Here is a 20,030-nt window from a genome sequence, read left to right on the forward strand (position 1 = left end):
AGGAACGATCAATACGCCCACAAAACCCTGTGGGAGCTGGCTTGCCAGCGATGAGGCCAGCACAAAGATCGCCTAAACCCCAGACAAACAAAAACGCCCCCGGTCTCGCGACCGGGGGCGTTTTCTATTCCAGGGCTGGATTACGCCTTGGCTTTCTTCGCAGCGCGGGTACGCTCGCTTTCGTCGAGGATCTTCTTGCGAAGACGGATCGACTTAGGCGTAACTTCGCACAGCTCGTCTTCCTGGATGTATTCCAGAGCCTGTTCCAGGGTGAAGCGAACAGGTGGGACCAGAGCGATGGTTTCGTCTTTACCCGAAGCACGCATGTTGTCGAGCTTCTTGCCTTTGGTTGGGTTGACACCCAGGTCGTTGTCGCGGCTGTTCTGACCAACGATCTGACCGTTGTAGATCTCCTGGCCGTGTTCTACGAACAGCTTGCCACGAGCCTGCAGGGTTTCCAGCGAGTAGGTCAGAGCCTTGCCGGTTTCAACCGAAACCAGAACGCCGTTCTGACGGCCGGACATGTGGCCCGACTTCACTGGAGCGTAACGGTCGAAGATCGAGGTCAGGATGCCAGCACCGTTGGTCAGGGTCAGGAACTGGTTACGGAAACCGATCAGACCGCGAGCAGGGATGTTGTATTCCAGACGAACACGGCCCTTGCCATCCGGCACCATGTTGCTCAGGTCGCCCTTACGCAGACCCATCTCTTCCATGACCTTGCCCTGGGATTCTTCAGGGATGTCGATGGTGACGTTTTCGAACGGTTCCTGCTTCACGCCGTCAACTTCACGGATGATCACTTCAGGACGGCCCAGGGCCAGCTCGAAGCCTTCGCGACGCATGGTTTCGATCAGTACCGAGAGGTGCAGCTCACCACGGCCGGAAACCTTGAACTTGTCAGCCGAGTCGCCTTCTTCAACGCGCAGTGCAACGTTGTACAGCAGCTCTTTGTCCAGACGATCCTTGATGTTACGGGAGGTCACGAACTTGCCTTCTTTACCGCAGAATGGCGAGTCGTTTACCTGGAAGGTCATGGAAACGGTTGGCTCGTCAACGGTCAGCGGCTTCATCGCCTCGACGGTGTTGATGTCGCACAGAGTGTCGGAGATGAACAGCTCGTCGAAGCCGCTGATGCAGACGATGTCGCCGGCTGCTGCTTCGTCAACGTCGATGCGGTGCAGACCGTGGTGACCCATCAGCTTCAGGATACGACCGTTGCGGCGCTTGCCGTCGGCGCTGATAGCGACAACCGGGGTGTTCGGCTTGACGCGACCGCGAGCGATACGGCCAACACCGATAACACCCAGGAAGCTGTTGTAGTCCAGAGCGGAGATCTGCATCTGGAACGGACCGTCACGGTCAACAGCCGGAGGCGGAACGTGGTCGACTACCGCCTGGTACAGCGGAGTCATGTCTTCCGCCATGGCGGTGTGGTCCAGACCGGCAATACCGTTCAGGGCCGAAGCGTAAACAACCTGGAAGTCCAGTTGTTCTTCGGTAGCACCGAGGTTGTCGAACAGGTCGAAGATCTGATCCAGAACCCAGTCCGGACGCGCGCCTGGACGGTCAACCTTGTTGATCACCACGATAGGACGCAGGCCGGCTTCGAAAGCCTTCTTGGTCACGAAACGGGTTTGCGGCATAGGGCCGTCTTGAGCGTCAACCAGCAGCAGAACGGAGTCGACCATCGACATTACGCGTTCAACTTCGCCGCCGAAGTCGGCGTGGCCCGGGGTGTCCACGATGTTGATGTGGTAGCCGTTCCAGTTGATGGCGGTGTTCTTCGCCAGAATGGTAATACCGCGCTCTTTTTCCTGGTCGTTGGAGTCCATCACGCGCTCGTCGTTGAGCTCGTTGCGCTCCAGGGTGCCGGATTGACGCAGGAGTTTGTCTACCAGGGTGGTTTTACCGTGGTCAACGTGGGCAATGATGGCGATGTTGCGTAGATTTTCGATCACTTGTGTATCTCGATCAGAGGATTCGGTTTGCTGACAAGTCATGGCAGCGATTAGCAGTAGTGTCCGGCATGGCCGTTACAGCTTGACGGCGGTGTCGGGGGGCCGGTGACGCAGGCCACAGGCAAACAGCCCCGGGCACTTAGCTCGGTCGATAAACGCGCACATTGGCATGCCCCTCACTGAGCAAATGGTGGGCATGCAGGCGACTCATCACGCCTTTGTCGCAATACAGCAGGTACTGGCGAGTAGGGTCCAGTTCCTTGAAACGTGCGTTCACTGCATAGAACGGCATCGTCTGTACCTCTATGCCGGCGAGTTCCAGCGGGTCATCCTCGGCGGCATCCGGGTGGCGGATGTCGATGACGATCTGACCGGCCAGCGCTTCGCTGACTTCTTCAATTTGCAAATCCTGGCCCAACTCGTCGATTACCCGATCGATCGGCACCAGTTTGGCGTTGGCGAGCGCACGCTCGAGTACCGCCATGTCGAATTCTTTCTCTTCGTGCTCAACCCGGCCACGCTTGGCGGCAGTCTTGGGGTTGACCGAAATCACGCCGCAATATTCCGGCATGTGCCGGGCGAAATCGGCGGTGCCGATCTCGTTGGCCGTGTCGATGATGTCCTGCTTGTGCGCGACGATCAGCGGCCGCAGCACCAGTTTATCGGTCACGCAGTCGATCACCGACAGGTTCGGCAGCGTCTGGCTCGACACCTGGGAGATCGCTTCACCGGTCACCAGTGCATCGATGTGCAGGCGTTCGGCGATCTCGGACGAGGCGCGCAACATCATACGCTTCAAAACCACGCCCATATGACTGTTATCGACTTTGCCGAGAATTTCGCCCAGCACTTCCTCGAACGGCACACTGACAAATAGCACGCGTTGCGAGCTGCCGTACTTCTTCCAGATGAAGTGCGCGACTTCCATCACGCCCAATTCGTGGGCACGCCCGCCGAGATTGAAGAAGCAGAAGTGCGCCATCAGGCCGCGACGCATGATCTGGTAAGCCGCCACGGTCGAATCGAAGCCGCCGGACATCAATACCAGCGTCTGCTCCAGCGCACCCAGCGGGTAGCCGCCGATGCCGTTGTGCTGGCTGTGAATCACGAACAACCGTTTGTCGCGAACTTCGATACGGACTTCGATTTGCGGCGCTTTAAGGTCGATTCCGGCCGCACCGCACTCACGACGCAGCTTGCTGCCGACGTATTTTTCCACGTCCATCGAGCTGAACGCATGCTTGCCTGCGCGCTTGCAGCGCACCGAGAAAATCTTCCCGGCCAGCGCATCGCCGTAGTGCTGTTTGCACTTCTCGGTGATGTCGTCGAAGTCGCCCAGCGGGTACTCGTCGATCTGCAGAAAGTGCGCGATACCCGGCATGCAGGTCAGGCGCTCGCCCATCTCCTTCAAGGCTTTGGGGTCGGTAACGCGGGTTTCCAGCTCGAGATTGTCCCACACGCCGTTCACCACCACGGCCGGGTCCAGGTCACGGAGCACGGTGCGGATGTTCTTGGCCAACTGGCGGATGAATTTCGTCCGGACAGGTCGGCTTTTGATGGTGATCTCGGGGAAGACTTTTACGATAAGTTTCATGAAAACAGCGCGCGAACGGCCAGCCGAAAAAGGGGGGCGCGGATTATAGCGGAAATTGCTCAAGGTTTAACCAGTTAATGTGCAGAAGGTTTTGCTTGCACCAAAACAGGTCATTTCTGAATTTAAACGCAACATTAAGGGGCGGGATTTGTCGATTCAGTACCTCGCACGCCTTAATAAGCGTGAATTTGGGGCAAAAAACCCATGCTGGGGCACTGGCATGCAATTTGCTCCCTTGTGAGGCAGGTTGCCTTGGCAGAGTATTCGCGCCGGCATCACCATTATTAAGGGCATCCACTACCCGCCCTAATTCACCCGGAGGACACTATGTCGAAGTCGGTTCAACTCATCAAAGATCATGACGTCAAGTGGATTGATCTGCGCTTCACGGACACCAAAGGCACTCAGCACCACGTGACCATGCCGGCTCGCGATGCGCTGGATGACGACTTCTTCGAAGTCGGCAAGATGTTCGACGGTTCCTCCATCTCCGGCTGGAAAGGCATCGAAGCCTCCGACATGATCCTGATGCCGGTCGACGAAACTGCCGTACTCGATCCGTTCACCGAAGACCCAACCCTGATTCTGGTGTGCGACATCATCGAGCCTTCGAGCATGCAGGGCTACGATCGCGACCCACGTGCGATCGCCAAGCGCGCCGAAGAGCACCTGAAAGCCACCGGTATCGGTGACACCGTATTCGCCGGTCCGGAGCCTGAGTTCTTCATTTTTGACTCGGTGAAATTCAAGTCGGACATCTCCGGCTCGATGTTCAAGATCTACTCCGAGCAAGGTTCGTGGATGTCCGACCAGGACATCGAAGGCGGCAACAAGGGTCACCGTCCAGGCGTGAAAGGCGGCTACTTCCCGGTTCCACCGTTCGACCACGACCACGAAATCCGTACCGCCATGTGCAACGCACTGGAAGAAATGGGTCAGTCGGTTGAAGTTCACCACCACGAAGTGGCGACTGCCGGCCAGAACGAAATCGGCGTCAAGTTCAACACCCTGGTGAAGAAAGCTGACGAAGTTCAGACCCTGAAATACGTTGTGCACAACGTTGCCGACGCTTACGGCCGCACCGCGACCTTCATGCCGAAGCCACTGTACGGCGACAACGGTTCGGGCATGCACGTACACATGTCGATCTGGAAAGACGGCAAGAACACCTTCGCAGGTGAAGGCTATGCCGGCCTGTCCGATACCGCTCTGTACTTCATCGGCGGCATCATCAAGCACGGTAAGGCCCTGAACGGCTTCACCAACCCGGCGACCAACTCCTACAAGCGTCTGGTGCCAGGCTTCGAAGCTCCGGTAATGCTGGCCTACTCGGCGCGCAACCGTTCCGCTTCGATCCGTATTCCATACGTGTCGAGCCCGAAAGCCCGCCGTATCGAAGCACGCTTCCCGGATCCGGCTGCCAACCCGTACCTGGCCTTCGCAGCGCTGCTGATGGCCGGCCTGGACGGTATCCAGAACAAGATCCACCCAGGCGATGCTGCCGACAAGAACCTGTACGACCTGCCGCCTGAAGAGGCGAAAGAGATTCCACAGGTTTGCGGCAGCCTGAAAGAAGCCCTGGAAGAGCTGGACAAGGGCCGCGCCTTCCTGACCAAGGGCGGCGTGTTCTCCGACGACTTCATCGACGCTTACATCGCGCTGAAATCGGAAGAAGAAATCAAGGTTCGCACCTTCGTACACCCACTGGAATATGAGCTGTACTACAGCTGCTGATCCGGTAGCGCTGCGTAAAGTGGCGTGACACAAGAGGCCTCCTTCGGGAGGCCTTTTTTATTGCCCGGCGCAGTTCATTTACCCTGTGGGAGCGAGCCTGCTCGCGAAAGCTGCGTGTCATTGATCGTTCCCACGCTCCGCGTGGGAACGATCCGTGTTTTGGCTACCAGTCTTTTCAATTCCAGTTATTAACGGTTTTGGCCAACCGCCCCACCTGTCCTATGCTGCTACCCATCGCTTCCAATCCCGGTCGATTTCATGGGTCGCACGTTTCTCTACATTCTGCTGCTGATCGCCCTGCCCGCCGCCGCGCAGATCTACAAGTACACCGACGCCAACGGCAACACGGCGTACAGCAATCAGCCGCCGGACGGCGTGCAGGCGCAACCGGTCGAGCTGCCACCGCTCAATCGGGTCGAGCCGCAAGCACCGAGTGCGCCGCAAGCACCCACCGCAGAACAACCGCAACCACCGCGCAACGCCTATGAAATCCTCGAGCTCGCCGGTCTGCCCTCTGACGAGGCGCTGCGCGCCAACAACGGCACCTTCACGGTCAACGTCCTGATCAAGCCGCGCCTGCAACCGCCGCATCAATTAAGGCTGCTGCTCGACGACCAGCCCTATGGCCAGCCGAGCAACGTGCCGGTTCTGCAACTGGTCAACATCGATCGCGGCGAGCATAGCCTGGCCGTGCAGGTGATCGACGGCCAGACTGTCATCCAGCAGAGCCCGCCAGCGGTCTTCACCGTGCAACGGGTGCATACGCCGTGATTCGCGCGGGGCTGGCACTCATCCTGGTGTTGATGTCGACGTCCGCCTCGGCGGAGGTCTTTACCTACATCGACGCACAGGGCAACCGCGTCTACACCGACCAGCCGCGCGCCAACGCCAAGCGAGTGCCGATCGCGACGAGCAATCGCATGGGTGTCCCTGCCAACACCGCAGCGCCGATCACCACAGCGAAAAAATCCGCCGAACCAGCGCCCTTTCACTACGACATGCTGCGCATTCTGATCCCGGAGCCCGATGCTACTTTGCGCAGCAGCGCCGGCGAGCTGATCGTCAGCGTCACCAGCGAGCCCGGCCTGCAAAGCGGCCATCGTTATCGCTTGCTGCTGGATGGCAAGGCCACTGGCGAGCCCGGCGTCAGCCCGGTATTTGCGCTGAGCAATATCGATCGCGGCAGCCACAGCCTTTCGATCGAAATCCTCGACGCCGCCGGGCGTACCGTGGAACGCACCGCCAATCAGCCGTTCCACATGCTGCGCATTTCCCTGGCGCAGAAACGTCAGGTCAAACCCTGTGTCGCCGACGACTATGGTGTGCGCCCGGAATGCCCGCTCAAGGACAAACCTGACGAACCGAAAAACCCATTCCTGCGCTTCTTTTAACGTCTGCCGGGCATGCGCACCCTATTGGTGCACTAAACTGCATCTCGCCCACAACCCAACCCATTTTGGTTCGAAACTTCCCGTTTGAGCTGGCTTCGTGCCATACAAACGCGCGTCAAACGCCTGTTTCAGGGGTTAAACGCTTCTTTTCGGAGCCTTGGTTTGGTTTTTGCATTTTCCCGACATCAGCGCTTTGTTCTCGCGCACGCCTTGCTCCAAAAGGGGTCCAGATGACCATAAGCGACGCTATACACCGTTTGCTGCTCGACAACCTGACCACGGCGACCATCCTGCTCGACGCCGAGCTGCGCCTGGAGTACATGAACCCGGCGGCGGAAATGCTGTTGGCGGTCAGCGGTCAGCGCAGTCACGGCCAGTTCATCAGCGAGCTGTTCACCGAATCCCCCGAGGCGCTCAATTCCCTGCGTCAGGCGGTGGAGCAGGCGCACCCTTTCACCAAGCGTGAAGCGATGCTCACCGCCCTCACCGGCCAGACGCTGACCGTGGATTACGCGGTGACGCCAATCCTCAGCAACGGCGAGACTTTGCTTTTGCTTGAAGTGCACCCACGTGATCGCCTGTTGCGGATCACCAAGGAAGAGGCCCAGCTGTCCAAGCAGGAAACCAGCAAGATGCTGGTGCGCGGCCTCGCCCACGAGATCAAGAACCCCCTCGGTGGCATCCGCGGCGCTGCGCAATTGCTCGCTCGCGAATTGCCCGAAGAAAGCCTGCGTGACTACACCAATGTGATCATCGAAGAGGCCGACCGCCTGCGCAATCTGGTCGATCGCATGCTCGGCTCGAACAAACTGCCGTCGCTGGCCATGTGCAACGTCCACGAAGTGCTCGAACGCGTCTGTCATCTGGTCGAAGCCGAAAGCCAGGGCTGCATCACCCTGGTGCGTGATTACGACCCGAGCATTCCCGACGTATTGATCGACCGCGAGCAAATGATTCAGGCGGTGTTGAACATCGTGCGCAACGCGATGCAGGCGATCAGCAGCCAGAACGAGCTGCGCCTGGGCCGCATCAGCCTGCGCACCCGCGCCATGCGCCAGTTCACCATCGGCCACATCCGCCATCGTCTGGTGACCAAGATCGAGATCATCGACAACGGCCCGGGCATCCCGGCGGAACTGCAGGAAACCATTTTCTTTCCCATGGTCAGCGGCCGCCCGGACGGTACCGGGCTGGGCCTGGCCATTACCCAGAACATCATCAGTCAGCACCAGGGCCTGATCGAGTGTGAGAGCCATCCAGGCCACACCACCTTCTCGATCTTCCTGCCACTGGAACAAGGAGCCACATCGACATGAGCCGTAGTGAAACCGTGTGGATCGTCGATGACGACCGTTCTATCCGTTGGGTCCTGGAAAAGGCCTTGCAGCAGGAAGGCATGACCACCCAGAGCTTCGACAGCGCCGATGGCGTGATGAGTCGTCTGGCCCGGCAGCAGCCGGACGTGATCATTTCCGATATCCGCATGCCGGGCGCCAGTGGCCTGGATCTGCTGGCGCGGATTCGCGAACAGCACCCACGGCTGCCGGTCATCATCATGACCGCTCACTCCGATCTGGACAGCGCTGTCGCCTCCTATCAGGGCGGCGCTTTCGAGTACCTGCCCAAGCCTTTCGACGTCGATGAGGCGGTATCGCTGGTCAAACGCGCCAACCAGCATGCGCAGGAACAGCAAGGCCTGGAAGTGGTGCCTGCGCTGACGCGCACCCCGGAAATCATCGGCGAAGCGCCGGCGATGCAGGAAGTGTTTCGTGCCATCGGGCGCCTGAGCCACTCCAACATCACCGTGCTGATCAACGGCGAATCCGGTACCGGTAAAGAACTGGTCGCCCACGCCCTGCACCGCCACAGCCCACGCGCGGCTTCGCCGTTCATTGCCCTGAACATGGCGGCGATTCCCAAGGATCTGATGGAATCGGAACTGTTCGGCCACGAGAAAGGCGCGTTCACCGGCGCGGCGAATTTGCGTCGCGGTCGCTTTGAACAGGCGGACGGCGGCACGCTGTTTCTCGATGAAATCGGCGACATGCCGGCGGACACCCAGACCCGTCTGCTGCGCGTGCTGGCCGATGGCGAGTTCTATCGCGTCGGCGGCCATGTGCCGGTGAAGGTCGATGTACGCATCATCGCCGCGACCCACCAGAATCTCGAAACCCTCGTTCACGCCGGCAAGTTCCGCGAGGACTTGTTCCACCGCCTCAACGTGATCCGCATCCACATCCCGCGCCTGTCGGATCGTCGCGAAGACATCCCGACCCTGGCCCGGCACTTCCTCAGCCGCGCCGCGCAGGAACTGGCGGTCGAGCCGAAGCTGCTGAAAAGCGAAACCGAGGAATACCTGAAAAACCTGCCGTGGCCGGGCAACGTGCGCCAGCTGGAGAACACCTGCCGCTGGATCACCGTCATGGCCTCCGGCCGTGAAGTGCACATCAGTGACTTGCCACCGGAACTGCTCAACCTGCCGCAGGATTCGGCGCCAGTGACCAACTGGGAACAGGCCCTGCGCCAGTGGGCCGATCAGGCCCTGGCCCGAGGCCAGTCGAGCCTGCTCGACAGCGCGGTGCCGGCGTTCGAGCGGATCATGATCGAGACTGCTTTGAAGCACACCGCAGGACGTCGGCGTGATGCGGCGGTGCTGCTGGGTTGGGGGCGCAATACCCTGACGCGCAAGATCAAGGAACTGGGGATGAAGGTTGATGGTGGGGATGATGATGAGGGGGAAGAGGGTTAACGCTTAAGGGTTGTCGTGTACTCAGGATCGATCCCCCTCACCCCAGCCCTCTCCCCCAAGGGGGAGAGGGGGAAGGGAGCAATCTTGGGTGGTTTCGAGGCCTGAGTTCGGCTCGGTATCTCAGGTCGGCGTAACTTGACCGGGCACCTCGGTCAGTCCCCTCTCCCTCTGGGAGAGGGTCAGGGTGAGGGCCACCGTGCACCGCATCAATGCACAATGACCCGCGATCGCGCACAGCCGTATCGCCACAATCACTCCTGAAAAAACTGAAAAACCCTTTATTCAAAAACGCGAAAGCCCCGAGTCCCGGGGCTTTCGCGTTCGCAAAGCGTTTTTTGTTTCAGCAAATTTAAACCTGGCACGCACCCTGCAATACCTATCTCAGGTGATTCGTTTCACCACCCGTTTCGGGGACCTTGGTACAGGCAGGCCGGGGATTCCCCTCTTTACATCGGGCTCAGACCGCAACGGATGAGTCCACCCTTTTGGGATCCTTGGTACAGGCAGGCCGGGGGTTCCCTCTTTACACCGGGCCGACGCTGAACGCGACGCCCATGCTTTTGGGAACCCTGATACAGGCAGGTCAGGGATTCCCGCTTTTACACCGCAATGCGTTCTGCGCCTATTCGAACTTGGGACGCTTGGGCAGAGGGTGCAGCGGTTGATTCTGTCGCCCTGCGTCATAGCTGCGGATTTCATTCTCCAGCCGGTCCAGCATCCTCCCGGGACTCGTTTCCGTATGAAGAATGGCGTCGAGCCTGGCCCGCTCGGTGACGTCGGCCCGGTCATACATTTCCAGAAACCACCACACGCGCCGCTGCAGCAGCGGGCGTTCGACGTGAAACTCGGGCGTTCGGCTCAGCCGACGAAGAATGCCGGTCACTGCCAGTGGCATTGCGGCGTTATGCCTGCCCCACAGCGCTTGTTTTTCCGCTATCTGGTCCTGTGGCACATTGCGTAGCCAGAGATCGGCTGACCCATCGCTGCTTTCCTGCCCAAGCCAGATATCGGTGCCTGTCTCGGCACGTGCTCGTATCAACCGCCGTAGCGAGGCCGGGTCCGTGATCGGATTGCCGATGAGATTGAACCCCGCTCTGAGCTCCACGGATTCGGGAATCGACCTGATGTGATTGTCCGCAAGATTCAGTTCTCTTGCGGGAATCCTGTCGGTAACGCCCTCGGGAAATCGTTGCAATCGTGTGTTGGAAAGATCCAGCTCCTGCAGTGCGGTCATGTTTTCGAGTGAAAGGCTGTCCGCAAGCGGATTGCCCCCCAGTCTCAACACTTCAAGCTTCGACGCCACGTCGATGGCCTCAAGACCGGAAGGCAGCAGGTGTATTCCGGTGCGGCTCAGATCCAGCACTCGCAGTTCAGTCATCCCTCTGAGGTCAGCTGCCACTTGCAAAAAGGTGACTTGCTCCTGATGCCGCATTTGCATGTCGAGGCTATTCACCGGGGCCTCGAATGTATTGCAAAGCCATAGCTCATGTAGCCTGGCAAGGCCTCGTACGGAAAAGTCAGACGTCAATTCACAGTCCTGCAAGTGCAGCCTTTGCAGACGCGGGAATCTTTTCAATTGCTCGGCAAAGCGCGAATCCAGACTGAATTTTGAATGCACCCAATTAATCACGTCCCATCCTTGAAACCGGCCTTGCACTCCGATTTCCCGACTGGTAATCGTCAGACTTTCAAGGTTGGGAAATTGTGCGCAAAACACGTCCGGATCCAGCCGGCCACGGCCTCTTAACGTCAGAGAAACCACTGAGCCGAACTTCAAGGAAAGCGGCTTTGCAACTGGCCAAATCGTCAGATCGATTTCCAGCTTGAAGCCCACGAGCCGCCCATCACGGTAGACGCGCTGCTCGGGCTGGCCTTGCCATCGGTACAACTGGCGAAACGTCGCCCACATATTTCGCGCCTCATGAAACTCGTTGTCCGATGAAATGGAACCTCGACTGATCGGCAGGTCAAAACGCGTCGAGTCCAATAGCGCAAGCCCAAGCTGGATATGCTTGAGCTCAAGCTCTGCCACGTCCTTGTCATCAAACCGGGCGATGAAGGCATCCGCGTCCTCGTCGGTCGCGTCGGGAAGGTAGGTCCGGATCTGTTCCCGGGTAGTTGGCTCCGCGACTTCACGCGCATACCAGAGTCCGCTGTCCACATCGCGCAGCATCACCGGGCCGGAAGGGAGCAACTCGCTTGGCCGCCGGGCTCGGTACAAACCCGTCGCAGGATCCACTGCGACAGGCACCAGGTCACCGTTGGCCAGGTCTGCGTAGGTTCGCCGACTGATCACCCGCAAACCTTCGCTGTTGACCTGTGGAAGTATCGCTCGGGCGTTGGTGACGTAATTGTCCAGCGAAGGCTGGCTGGCGGTCGGGCCAATACCCTCCGCGATTGCGCGAACTACAACGGCCGCGGCGGGGGGCACGGCATCCAGGGTGGCGTCGGTGGATGATCCGGCGCGCGGCAGCAAATGGTGCTGAGCAATATCCACATCGACGCCTGTGCGACCCGAGTGGCCGGGAAGCGAAGTGTCCACGTCTGCAGACCGATGTGGGCTGCCCGAGGCGTCCACGTGGGTACCGCCACCGCGAGGGGGTTTGACTGGCATATTTTCATCCTTGAAAAAGACGCCCCCTGCATTCCTGCAAGGGGACGACGGGTTTCGGCATCCTGCCGTTTGTAGGGGCGAACGATAGCGTGCACGAGCACGTGCTGGAGATGGGAAAGGAAGACGGTCGCAGTGGGAAACGACCTCAAAAAGTGTGGGAGCGCGCCCCAGTGATGAAGAAGTGCCGCTAGGGCTCGCTCAAACGGATCTCCAGTCGCCAGCGATCATCGACCTCGCTGCCGACCCAGTCGCCCCGCAACGGACGCGCTGCCAGCACCGTCAGCAACAATCCGCCATCACTCTTGCGCGTGCGCCAGTTGACGTCCTTGCCGTTGAGCCTGAGCTGGCCTTTCTGCGGTCGACCTTCGGCCTGAAACAGCAGCGCGACGGTGCCGTCGATGATCTCGCCGTGCAGCTTCGGCTCATTGTTGAACCACACCACCAGGCCGCCATCGGTAACCTCGACCTGCTCCAGCACGCTCGGATCCGGCGTGGTCAGCCGGCCGATCATCAAGCCGATCATCAAGCCGACAATCGCCAGCGAGCCGATGACGCGCGGGAATAGTTTCGAACGGTTGTCCACAGGCGGCGTAGAATGCCGCTCATCTTTACCTTCGGAGCCGTGCATGTTTCACGTCATCCTTTTTCAACCAGAAATTCCGCCGAACACCGGCAACGTTATCAGGCTGTGCGCCAACAGCGGCTGCCACCTGCATTTGATCGAACCACTGGGTTTCGAGATGGACGACAAGCGCCTGCGCCGTGCCGGTCTCGACTACCACGAATATGCCACGTTGCAGCGTCACGCTGATCTGGCCAGTTGTCTGGAAAGTCTGGGCAACCCGCGTGTGTTCGCCTTCACCACCAAGGGTTCGCGGCCGTTCCATGATGCCGCGTTCGTGCCCGGCGATGCGTTTCTGTTCGGTCCGGAAAGCCGTGGCCTGCCAGCGGACGTGCTCGACGCCCTGCCCACCGAACAGCGCCTGCGCCTGCCGATGCGCGAAGGCTGCCGCAGCCTGAATCTGTCCAACACCGTGGCGGTCGCCGTGTACGAAGCGTGGCGGCAGAACGACTTCAAGTAACGCCGCAAAACAAATGTGGGAGCGAGACTGCTCGCGATTACGGAGTGTCAGTCAACATTGATGTGTCTGACAGACCGCTTTCGCGAGCAGGCTCGCTCCCACATGGGGTATTGCTGAACCGTCTTACTGAACAGTCGGGGTCTCGCCGCTTTCCTGCATGCGCTGCAGCTCTTGCGCGTACAGGGCATCGAAGTTCACCGGGGCCAGCATCAGCGCCGGGAACGAACCGCGGGTAACCAGGCTGTCCAGGGTTTCGCGGGCGTACGGAAACAGGATGTTCGGGCAGAACGCACCCAAGGTGTGGCTCATCGAAGCCGCGTCCAGATTCTTGATCAGGAAGATACCGGCCTGTTGCACTTCAGCGATGAAGGCCACTTCTTCACCGTTTTTCACGGTGACGGAAAGAGTCAGCACCACTTCGTAGAAATCGCCTTCCAGCGCTTTCTGGCGAGTGTTCAGATCCAGACCGACCGCCGGATCCCACTGCTGGCGGAAGATCGCCGGGCTTTTCGGGGCTTCGAAGGACAGGTCGCGTACGTAGATGCGCTGCAAGGAAAATTGCGGTGCGGTTTCTTCTTCGCTGGCTGCAGTGTTCTGTTGGTCAGTCATCTCAGATCCTTATCGATCTTGGGTCTTTTAGGGAGTGCTGTACGTGGGTGCAGCCGTTCAGCCCTTGAGCAGCGCGTCGAGTTTGCCGGCGCGCTCCAGGGCGTATAAATCATCGCAACCGCCGATGTGCTTTGCGCCGATCCAGATCTGCGGCACGGACGTGCGCCCGGCCTTTTTGGTCATTTCGGCACGCAGCTGCGGCTTGCCATCGACCTTGATCTCTTCGAAGGCCACGCCTTTGCTGGCGAGCAGATGCTTGGCGCGCGAGCAGTAAGGGCAGTAATCGCTGGAGTAGACGATGACTTCGCTCATGTCATTTCACCAGCGGCAGGTTGTCGCCTTTCCAGCTGGAAATCCCGCCGGACAGCTTGGCGGCGGTGAAGCCGGACTTCATCAGCTCGCGGGCGTGAGTACCGGCGGTCTGACCGAGGGCGTCGACCAGAATGATGGTCTTGGCCTTGTGTTTTTCCAGCTCGCCGACGCGGGCAGCCAGTTTGTCTTGCGGGATGTTCACCGCGCCGACGATGTGGCCAGCGGCATAATCCTTGGCCGGACGGATGTCCACCACCACGCCTGCGTCTTTATTGACCAGTGCGGTCAGCTCGCCGGTGCTCAGGCTCTTGCCGCCGCCCTGCATCGTGTGCGCCAGCAACAGAGCCAGAAGTACGACGAAGATACCGACAAGAATGTAGTGGTTAGTGGCAAATTCAATCAGGTGAGCAACCATCGAAGGAGGTTCCAGGGCGTTAAAATGTCGGCCAGTATACACAGCCACTATGGTCGGCCAAACCCCGTCCGGCGGTGACGCGGTCGGAACTTCGCTTTAAACTCCAACTCCGTTTTCCATCGCCCTCTTCTTTATCAGCCACGAGTGGATTCCATGACGACTACGCCCAAACCTTTGGTCCTGATGATTCTCGACGGCTTCGGTCACAGCGACAGCCCCGAATCCAATGCCGTGTTCGCGGCGAAGAAACCTGTGCTGGATCGTCTGTGGGCCACGGTGCCGAACGGCTTGATTTCGGGCAGCGGCATGGACGTCGGCCTGCCGGACGGCCAGATGGGCAACTCCGAAGTCGGCCACATGAACCTCGGCGCCGGGCGCGTGGTGTATCAGGACTTCACCCGTGTGACCAAAGCGATCCGCGACGGCGAATTCTTCGAAAACCCGACCATCTGCGCCGCTGTCGATAAAGCCGTGGCCGCCGGCAAAGCCGTGCACTTCATGGGCCTGCTGTCCGATGGCGGCGTGCACAGCCACCAGGATCACCTGATCGCCATGGCCGAACTGGCCTTCAAGCGCGGCGCCGAAAAAATCTACCTGCACGCCTTCCTCGATGGCCGCGACACGCCGCCGAAAAGCGCCGCTTCGTCGATCGAACTGCTCGACGCGACTTTCCAGGCCTTGGGCAAAGGCCGGATCGCCAGCATCATCGGCCGCTATTTCGCCATGGACCGTGACAACCGTTGGGATCGCGTCGCCCAGGCCTACAACCTGATCGTCGACGGCAACGGCGAATTCAACGCCGCCACCGCTCAGGAAGGTCTCGAAGCCGCCTACGCCCGTGGCGAAAGCGACGAATTCGTCAAAGCCACTTCCATCGGTGAGCCGGTGAAAGTTGAAGACGGCGACGCCGTGGTGTTCATGAACTTCCGTGCCGACCGCGCCCGCGAGCTGACCCGCGTGTTCGTCGAAGACGATTTCAAGGAATTCGCGCGCGCCCGCCAGCCAAAACTGGCCGGTTTCGTCATGCTGACCCAGTACGCCGCAAGCATTCCGGCACCGTCGGCCTTCGCCGCCGGCAGCCTGGAAAACGTTCTCGGTGATTACCTGGCGAAAAACGGCAAGACCCAGCTGCGCATCGCTGAAACCGAAAAATACGCCCACGTGACCTTCTTCTTTTCCGGCGGTCGTGAAGAACCGTTCCCGGGCGAAGAGCGCATCCTGATCCCGTCGCCAAAAGTCGCGACTTATGACTTGCAGCCGGAAATGAGCGCCCCGGAAGTCACTGACCGTATCGTCGACGCCATCGAAAACCAGCGCTACGACGTGATCGTGGTCAACTACGCCAACGGCGACATGGTTGGCCACAGCGGTGTCTTCGACGCGGCGGTCAAGGCGGTCGAGTGCCTGGATACCTGCGTCGGTCGCATCGTTGAAGCGCTGGAAAAAGTCGGCGGCGAAGCCTTGATCACTGCCGACCACGGCAACGTCGAGCAGATGGCCGACGAATCCACCGGTCAGGCGCACACCGCGCACACCACCGAGCCGGTGCCGTTCATCTACGTCGGCAAACGCGACCTGAAAGTGCGCGAAGGCGGCGTGCTGGCGGACGTAGCGCCGACCATGCTGATGCTGCTGGGTCTGGAAAAACCGGCGGAGATGACCGGGACTTCGATCCTGGTGTAACGCGAATCCAGAAAACGGCGAAACCTGCTGCAAATGACTTTGTGGCGAGGGGATTTAGCGAACCGTCGCACCGCCCCGCTGGGTGACGCAGCCGCCCTGAAATCGAACACCGCGGTATCTCTGGTACACCGCGTGTGCTGGTTTTACGACTGCTGCGTAGCCGAACGGGGATAAATCCCCTCGCCACAGGTCACTCCTGCATTAGTGTGGAGTGTTTTTCTGTCCAGTTATCACACAGCCCCAATTGGGCGTTTTTTTTGCAGCCTCGGGCGGGCATACTAGGCCGTCCTCTACCCTGGTGCCGCCCGCCCCTATGCTTCGCGTCCTGATCGCCCTTGCTCTGACCTGTCTGCTCCAGCCGGCCTTCGCCGACGAGCGCGCGCAAACCCAACAGCAGTTGGACGCCACGCGTCAGGATATCGCCGAGCTGAAAAAACTCTTGGGCAAGCTGCAGGAAGAAAAGTCCGGCGTGCAGAAAGAGCTCAAGGGCACTGAAACCGAGATGGGCAAGCTGCAGAAACAGGTCGACGCGCTGCAGAAAGAACTGCAGAAAAGCGAATCCGAGCTACAGCGGCTCGATGCAGAGAAAAAAAAACTCCAGAGCGCGCGCACTGAACAGCAGCGACTGATCGCCATTCAGGCCCGAGCGGCGTACCAGAACGGCCGCCAGGAATACCTCAAGCTGCTGCTCAATCAGCAGAACCCCGAGAAGTTCGCCCGCACCCTCACGTATTACGACTACCTGAGCCAGGCACGCCTGGAGCAGTTGAAGAACTTCAACGAAACCCTGCGCCAGTTGGCCAATGTCGAAAAAGACATCGGCCTGCAGCAAGCGCAGTTGCTGGTGCAGAAAAGCGACCTCGACACGCAGCGCGAAGCACTCGAGAAAGTCCGCAAGGAACGCCAGCAGGTTCTTGCCAGACTCAATGACGACGTCAAGGCCCGCGACCAGAAACTCGCCGCCCGCGAGCAGGATCAGGCAGACCTGTCTAAAGTCCTTAAAACCATTGAAGAAACCCTGGCCCGCCAGGCTCGTGAGGCAGAGGAAGCGCGGCAGAAAGCGCTGATCGCCCAGCAGGAAGCGGAAAAAAAGCGTTTGCGTGAGGCGCAGGCTGATAACAGCGACGCCCCACGAAAACCCGCCAGATCAAGCCCCGGCGCGCTGGTATCGAGCAGCGGCGAAACCTTTGGCGGGCCATTTGCTGCGACCCGGGGAAAACTTCCGTGGCCGGTTGATGGTCGATTACTCGCACGCTTCGGTGAAAGCCGTGGCGACGACGCCCGCACCAAGTGGGATGGCGTGATGATCAGCGCTTCCGCCGGCAGCCAGGTGCACGCCGTACACGGTGGGCGCGTGGTGTTTGCCGATTGGCTGCGCGGTGCCGGTTTGCTGGTGATTCTCGATCATGGCAACGGTTTTCTCAGTCTTTACGGCCACAACCAGACGCTGCTCAAGTCGGCGGGTGATGTGGTCAAGGCTGGCGAGTCGATTTCCACTGTCGGTAACAGTGGCGGTCAGGACACGCCAGCGCTGTATTTCGCAATTCGTCAGCAGGGTCACCCGAGTGATCCGGCGCAATGGTGTCGTGCGCAAGGATAAGCGCACCATCTAATTCAGGAGTTCGTTCGACATGCTGCATTTGTCCCGCCTTACCTCGCTGGCCCTGACGATCGCCCTGGTGATCGGCGCGCCTCTGGCGTTCGCCGCGCAACCGGCCCCGACCGTCGCTCCGGCAGGCACTGCCGCGACCGCCAAGGCGCCGTTGCCGCTGGAAGAGCTGCGCACCTTCGCCGAGGTCATGGACCGGATCAAAGCCGCGTACGTCGAACCTGTGGACGACAAGACCCTGCTGGAAAACGCGATCAAGGGCATGCTCAGCAACCTCGATCCGCATTCGGCCTACCTTGGCCCGGAAGATTTCACCGAGCTGCAGGAAAGCACCAGCGGTGAATTCGGCGGCCTGGGCATCGAAGTCGGCGCCGAGGACGGCTTCATCAAGGTTGTCTCGCCGATCGACGACACCCCGGCGTCGAAGGCCGGCATTCAGGCTGGCGACTTCATCGTCAAGATCAACGGCCAGCCAACCCGCGGCCAGACCATGACCGAAGCCGTCGACAAGATGCGCGGCAAGATCGGCCAGAAAATCACCCTGACCCTGGTTCGCGATGGCGGCACGCCGTTCGATGTGACCCTGGCCCGTGCAGTGATTCAGGTGAAAAGCGTCAAGGCGCAACTGCTGGAATCGGGCTACGGCTACATCCGCATCACCCAGTTCCAGGTCAAGACCGGCGAAGAAGTCTCCAAGGCTCTGGACAAACTGCGCAAGGACAACGGCAAGAAGCTCAACGGCATCATTCTCGACCTGCGCAACAACCCGGGCGGCGTACTGCAATCGGCAGTGGAAGTGGTCGACCACTTCATCACCAAAGGCCTGATCGTCTACACCAAGGGCCGCATCGCCAACTCCGAATTGCGCTTCTCCGCCACCGGCAAGGACGAAAGCGAAGCGGTACCGATGGTCGTGCTGATCAACGGTGGCAGTGCCTCGGCTTCGGAAATCGTCGCCGGCGCCCTGCAGGACCAGAAGCGTGCCGTGGTCATGGGCACCACCAGTTTCGGCAAGGGCTCGGTGCAGACCGTGCTGCCGCTGAACAACGACCGCGCGCTGAAGATCACCACCGCGCTGTACTTCACGCCGAACGGCCGCTCGATCCAGGCTCAGGGCATCGTGCCGGACATCGAAGTGCGCCGCGCGAAGATCACCAACGAAGCCGACAGCGAATACTTCAAGGAAGCCGATCTGCAAGGTCATTTGGGCAACGGCAACGGCGGCGCCGACAAACCGAGCGGTTCCGGCGGCAAGGCCAAAGCGATGCCGCAGGATGACGATTACCAGCTGGCCCAGGCCCTGAGCCTGCTCAAAGGCCTGAGCATCACCTCCGGCCGCTGAGGATGTTGCTCCGCGCACTCTGCGTCCTGTTGTGCTGTCTGGCGGGCTTTGCCCAAGCAGAGTCCGCCATCTCTTCCCCGCACAAGGCCTACCTGACATTGATCATCGATGACCTGGGGCAGAACCTGCCCCGGGATCGTCGCGTGCTCTCCCTGCCCGGCCCGGTCACGGCGGCGATCATGCCCGACACCCCCCACGCCAGCGAATTTGCCCGCGAAGCCCATCGCGCCGGCAAGATCGTCATCCTGCACATGCCCATGGATCCGGCCACCGGGCCGTACGCCTGGCACCCCGAACTGCCCATCGAAGAGCTGCAGAAACGCCTGAATGCCGCGTTTGAAAAAGTCCCGTTCACCGCCGGCATCAACAATCACATGGGCAGCCGCATGACCGCGCAGCCTGCGGCGATGGCGTGGTTGATGGGCGAATTGCAGCGTCGGCACAAGTTCTTCGTCGACAGCCGCACCAGCGCTCAAACGGTCGCTGCGCAGCAGGCGCAGAAAATCGATCTGGCCAGCGTTTCCAGAGACGTGTTTCTCGATGATGAGCGCACCGAAGCGGCCATTGCCACTCAGTTGCAGACAGCGATCGCCCTGGCGCACAAACAGGGTTCAGCGGTGATGATCGGCCATCCGTATCCGCAGACCCTGGCGGTGCTGGAGCGCGAATTACCCAGACTCAAAGCGCAAGGCATCGACTGGATCGATATCAGGCAGATGATCAGCGTGCGCAGCAACCGCGCCATGGCCGGGCATGGCAAGGACGGCGTTTATAGGTAAAACCCTGTGACGCTGGCACATACATAGTTACCACCCGATAACCGTCCCCGTTTCCGATAGTGCGACCTGCAACAGGTCGCGACGCCCTCGCGTCGCTTTCAACTATCAGGAATCATCATGACTATCGAAGACAATATCGCAGCGCTGCCACGGCAA

General features: G+C 60.0%; 17 protein-coding genes. 10 read left to right on the forward strand and 7 right to left on the reverse strand.

The annotated features are described in order from the left end of the window. Positions 1-140: 140 nt before the first annotated feature. Entirely contained in the window at positions 141-1,961 is a 1,821-nt protein-coding gene (gene typA, locus D8U82_RS21660; protein ID WP_016772102.1) for a translational GTPase TypA, read from the reverse strand. A gap of 139 nt (positions 1,962-2,100) precedes the next feature. Then, positions 2,101-3,555 carry a tRNA uracil 4-sulfurtransferase ThiI gene (gene thiI / locus D8U82_RS21665; protein ID WP_024011233.1) on the reverse strand — a complete coding sequence of 485 codons (1,455 nt, stop codon included), beginning with the start codon at positions 3,553-3,555 and terminating at the stop codon, positions 2,101-2,103. A gap of 327 nt (positions 3,556-3,882) precedes the next feature. On the opposite strand from thiI, the gene glnA reads away from it, so the two are divergent. From glnA to ntrC, 5 genes are all read left to right on the forward strand, one after another. Further along, the gene (gene glnA / locus D8U82_RS21675; RefSeq protein ID WP_016772104.1) at positions 3,883-5,289 is read left to right on the forward strand and encodes a type I glutamate--ammonia ligase; all 1,407 of its coding nucleotides are present in this window, start codon (positions 3,883-3,885) and stop codon (positions 5,287-5,289) included. A gap of 258 nt (positions 5,290-5,547) precedes the next feature. Further along, a complete protein-coding gene (locus tag D8U82_RS21680) occupies positions 5,548-6,060 on the forward strand; it encodes a DUF4124 domain-containing protein (protein WP_125925785.1) in 513 nt (170 codons plus the stop codon). Between the two features lie 32 nt (positions 6,061-6,092). After that, entirely contained in the window at positions 6,093-6,680 is a 588-nt protein-coding gene (locus tag D8U82_RS21685) for a DUF4124 domain-containing protein (RefSeq protein WP_177421643.1), read from the forward strand. A 230-nt stretch (positions 6,681-6,910) separates the two neighbouring features. Next, positions 6,911-7,996 carry a nitrogen regulation protein NR(II) gene (glnL, locus tag D8U82_RS21690; RefSeq protein ID WP_024011230.1) on the forward strand — a complete coding sequence of 362 codons (1,086 nt, stop codon included), beginning with the start codon at positions 6,911-6,913 and terminating at the stop codon, positions 7,994-7,996. Continuing rightward, entirely contained in the window at positions 7,993-9,429 is a 1,437-nt protein-coding gene (gene ntrC, locus D8U82_RS21695) for a nitrogen regulation protein NR(I) (RefSeq protein WP_016772108.1), read from the forward strand. Before glnL ends, ntrC begins: the two co-directional genes overlap by 4 nt. A 622-nt stretch (positions 9,430-10,051) precedes the next feature. Here ntrC and D8U82_RS21700 read toward each other — a convergent pair. Continuing rightward, positions 10,052-11,926, reverse strand: a complete 1,875-nt coding sequence (locus tag D8U82_RS21700; protein ID WP_241668076.1) for a leucine-rich repeat domain-containing protein — start codon at positions 11,924-11,926, stop codon at positions 10,052-10,054. A 304-nt stretch (positions 11,927-12,230) separates the two neighbouring features. Continuing rightward, the gene (locus D8U82_RS21705; protein WP_024011226.1) at positions 12,231-12,671 is read right to left on the reverse strand and encodes a hypothetical protein; all 441 of its coding nucleotides are present in this window, start codon (positions 12,669-12,671) and stop codon (positions 12,231-12,233) included. On the opposite strand from D8U82_RS21705, the gene D8U82_RS21710 reads away from it, so the two are divergent. After that, entirely contained in the window at positions 12,670-13,125 is a 456-nt protein-coding gene (locus D8U82_RS21710) for a tRNA (cytidine(34)-2'-O)-methyltransferase (protein ID WP_130902933.1), read from the forward strand. The two genes, D8U82_RS21705 and D8U82_RS21710, sit on opposite strands and share 2 nt — an antisense overlap. 123 nt (positions 13,126-13,248) lie before the next feature. Here the strand turns inward: D8U82_RS21710 and secB are convergent, their stop codons facing one another. The 3 genes from secB to D8U82_RS21725 are packed head-to-tail and all read right to left on the reverse strand — an operon-like array spanning position 13,249 to position 14,461. Then, the gene (gene secB, locus D8U82_RS21715; protein ID WP_016772114.1) at positions 13,249-13,734 is read right to left on the reverse strand and encodes a protein-export chaperone SecB; all 486 of its coding nucleotides are present in this window, start codon (positions 13,732-13,734) and stop codon (positions 13,249-13,251) included. A 57-nt stretch (positions 13,735-13,791) separates the two neighbouring features. Then, positions 13,792-14,046 carry a glutaredoxin 3 gene (grxC, locus tag D8U82_RS21720; RefSeq protein ID WP_016772115.1) on the reverse strand — a complete coding sequence of 85 codons (255 nt, stop codon included), beginning with the start codon at positions 14,044-14,046 and terminating at the stop codon, positions 13,792-13,794. Between the two features lies 1 nt (position 14,047). Continuing rightward, positions 14,048-14,461, reverse strand: a complete 414-nt coding sequence (locus tag D8U82_RS21725; RefSeq protein ID WP_016772116.1) for a rhodanese-like domain-containing protein — start codon at positions 14,459-14,461, stop codon at positions 14,048-14,050. 153 nt (positions 14,462-14,614) lie between these two features. Here D8U82_RS21725 and gpmI point away from each other — a divergent pair, with 153 nt between their 5' ends. The 4 genes from gpmI to D8U82_RS21745 all read left to right on the forward strand — a co-directional run bounded on the left by gpmI (position 14,615) and on the right by D8U82_RS21745 (position 19,874). Then, the gene (gpmI, locus tag D8U82_RS21730; protein ID WP_016772117.1) at positions 14,615-16,144 is read left to right on the forward strand and encodes a 2,3-bisphosphoglycerate-independent phosphoglycerate mutase; all 1,530 of its coding nucleotides are present in this window, start codon (positions 14,615-14,617) and stop codon (positions 16,142-16,144) included. A 313-nt stretch (positions 16,145-16,457) separates the two neighbouring features. Continuing rightward, positions 16,458-17,744, forward strand: coding sequence for a murein hydrolase activator EnvC (locus D8U82_RS21735; RefSeq protein WP_016772118.1), 1,287 nt, complete (start codon positions 16,458-16,460; stop codon positions 17,742-17,744). Positions 17,745-17,775: 31 nt separating this feature from the next. Next, a complete protein-coding gene (locus tag D8U82_RS21740) occupies positions 17,776-19,095 on the forward strand; it encodes a S41 family peptidase (RefSeq protein WP_130902934.1) in 1,320 nt (439 codons plus the stop codon). A 2-nt stretch (positions 19,096-19,097) separates the two neighbouring features. After that, positions 19,098-19,874 (forward strand): divergent polysaccharide deacetylase family protein, encoded by a 777-nt coding sequence (locus tag D8U82_RS21745; protein WP_130902935.1) that lies wholly within the window; start codon positions 19,098-19,100, stop codon positions 19,872-19,874. Positions 19,875-20,030: the final 156 nt, after the last annotated feature.

The organism is Pseudomonas sp. Sample_23 (genome assembly GCF_004307595.1).
In the GTDB taxonomy this organism is placed as follows: Bacteria; Pseudomonadota; Gammaproteobacteria; order Pseudomonadales; family Pseudomonadaceae; genus Aquipseudomonas; species Aquipseudomonas atacamensis.